This is a genomic window from Convivina praedatoris (genome assembly GCF_933208495.1).
GTDB lineage: Bacteria > Bacillota > Bacilli > Lactobacillales > Lactobacillaceae > Convivina > Convivina praedatoris.
The window spans coordinates 1-1881 of sequence record NZ_CAKOET010000013.1 but is presented as its reverse complement, the minus strand read 5'-3'; the positions used below and the strand labels follow the sequence as shown (position 1 = coordinate 1881).

At 39.7% G+C, this 1881-nt stretch carries 3 protein-coding genes and 1 pseudogene; all 4 read right to left on the bottom strand.

All coding sequences use genetic code 11. The features are described 5' to 3' along the window. Positions 1-138: 138 nt before the first annotated feature. Positions 139-291: a hypothetical protein gene (locus M4974_RS07790; protein ID WP_248715907.1), complete on the bottom strand. Its 153-nt coding sequence runs from the start codon at positions 289-291 to the stop codon at positions 139-141. Further along, the gene (locus M4974_RS07785; RefSeq protein WP_248715906.1) at positions 288-1004 is read right to left on the bottom strand and encodes a putative HNHc nuclease; all 717 of its coding nucleotides are present in this window, start codon (positions 1002-1004) and stop codon (positions 288-290) included. The genes M4974_RS07790 and M4974_RS07785 overlap by 4 nt, the downstream gene beginning before the upstream one ends. Further along, positions 979-1446, bottom strand: a complete 468-nt coding sequence (locus M4974_RS07780; RefSeq protein WP_248715905.1) for a helix-turn-helix domain-containing protein — start codon at positions 1444-1446, stop codon at positions 979-981. Before M4974_RS07780 ends, M4974_RS07785 begins: the two co-directional genes overlap by 26 nt. A 2-nt stretch (positions 1447-1448) precedes the next feature. Further along, positions 1449-1881, bottom strand: a pseudogene (locus tag M4974_RS07775) (polymer-forming cytoskeletal protein); the annotation flags it as partial.

Sequence of the window (1881 nt, the reverse complement as noted above, 5' to 3'; positions counted from 1 at the left end):
TCCAACCATATCGTCATAATCCTCTCGAACGCCATAACTCATACCAGGAATTTCTCCACCATAAAATTCTGCACGGGTTTCGTCCCATTCCCTAAACTTAATTTCTCTCATGATTATTTATCCCGATTTCTAAGCAAACTAAAGGTCTTTAAATTTAGTAATTAAATTTAAAATCTCGTCTTCACTTTCTTTTTTTTGAATTAGATGACTAACAATCGCTTTAATTAGATATAAGTGCTGTAAATTTTGATTTCTTAGATAACCAACTAAATTATCTACATTTTGTTTCACATCAAACTCCTATCATCATTCCCACCAACCGTGTTAAGTCGGTATAACTGCGCTATTTCAGCGTTTACTCTGATACCTGATAAATGGTACTTAGCCATCAAGTTCGCTTCGTCATGGTGCCAAGCATCGTGATGTTCTCGACATAGCGCCTCAACTCTTCGGCCCATGTGATTAACTTTGTTACGGTTGTTGCCTTGACCGATACGTGACCCTTCCAAATGATGGAGGTCAGCGGGACGGCCACAGATAACACAAGATTTATTCATCAAGCAGGCGTATTCCCACTTGCCGACTTCATCTGGGTCTAAATAATCTATTGGCCTAACACCTATACCAATTTCATTTTCTAAACAAAATTGGAGTAGCAAATTAATAAAATCATTAGCCTGTGACATATTTCCGTATCTTCGACTCAAACTCACGTACTCTTCATCCTCATGCGTTAGTAAATACTTGTATTTGAATCGGTCATAAACTTCATCTCTCGTGGATAACCAATGACCACCTTTTTGAGCTTTATAAATCTTTTCAATTAAGTACCAAGCAAACTTACGCTGATTTGTGCTTATACGGCGCTTGTCGTCAATTAGAACACCAACTTGGTGTAATTGTGCTGGGTCGTATTTATCTAGCTTATACAGCTCGCTATCATCGTTTAATTCAATCGTTAAAACTGAACCTCGACGACTAAGCACCTTTCCGGTTAGTTCCATATCCCGACTCCAAAGCAACTAAGGCTTCGTACAATTTCCAAAAGTATTCCTTGCTTGGCACCTTCTTGTCATTCTCATAGCAATATATTGACGAATAAGAGATACCAGTCATCTTGGCAAGCTGCTTCAACGTCATATGGTGGCGCTTGCGAATGGTCTTAAGCGTTATGCCAAATCCGTTGTTAATCATGTCATCGACTGACAAGTCTTTATTTTTCCTAAAGTTCCCGTTGATAACGTCAACTTCTGGAATCTTCAAAAGCTCAATAAACTCATCTACGAAGTAAGTCTTAACCTCTCCAGTGTCTTCAAAAATTTCATACGTCAGATACTTCAGGTCATGTCCATACCGTCGGTTAAACTCGCTAATTACTTGGTCACGTGTCCATCCAATGCGCTCACGATATTTTTTTAAATCGATGTTCGTGATTTCTTCTTGCATAGTTAATCTTCCAATTCTGCATACATTTCATCGTTTAACTTGACTATCTTTTCGTACATTTTTCCAGATATTTCGCTATCTTTGTACGCTTTATCAACTAGTTCTTCACTGGTTCCGTAGAAGCAACCAACTGCCCATTTTTTATTTGATCGTGTGTAAGTGAAATAACGGCCACTTGACCACATATTTTTATAAACGACATAGTCTGTCAATTTTGACACACAAGCATTGCCATACACACGAGCATTGCCAGACACACAAGCATTGTCAGACACCCAAGCATTGCCAGACACCCAAGCATTGCCAGACACACAAGCATTGCCATACACACGAGCATTTCCAGACACCCAAGCATCGCCAGACACACGAGCATTTCCAGACACACAAGCATTGTCAGACACCCAAGCATTGCCAGACACCCAAGCATTGCCAGAC

Excerpts from the sequence above, each read along its gene's own strand:
- M4974_RS07785 (WP_248715906.1), bottom strand. The coding sequence starts at position 1,004 with ATGGAACTAACCGGAAAGGTGCTTAGTCGTCGAGGTTCAGTTTTAACG.
- M4974_RS07780 (WP_248715905.1), bottom strand. The coding sequence starts at position 1,446 with ATGCAAGAAGAAATCACGAACATCGATTTAAAAAAATATCGTGAGCGC.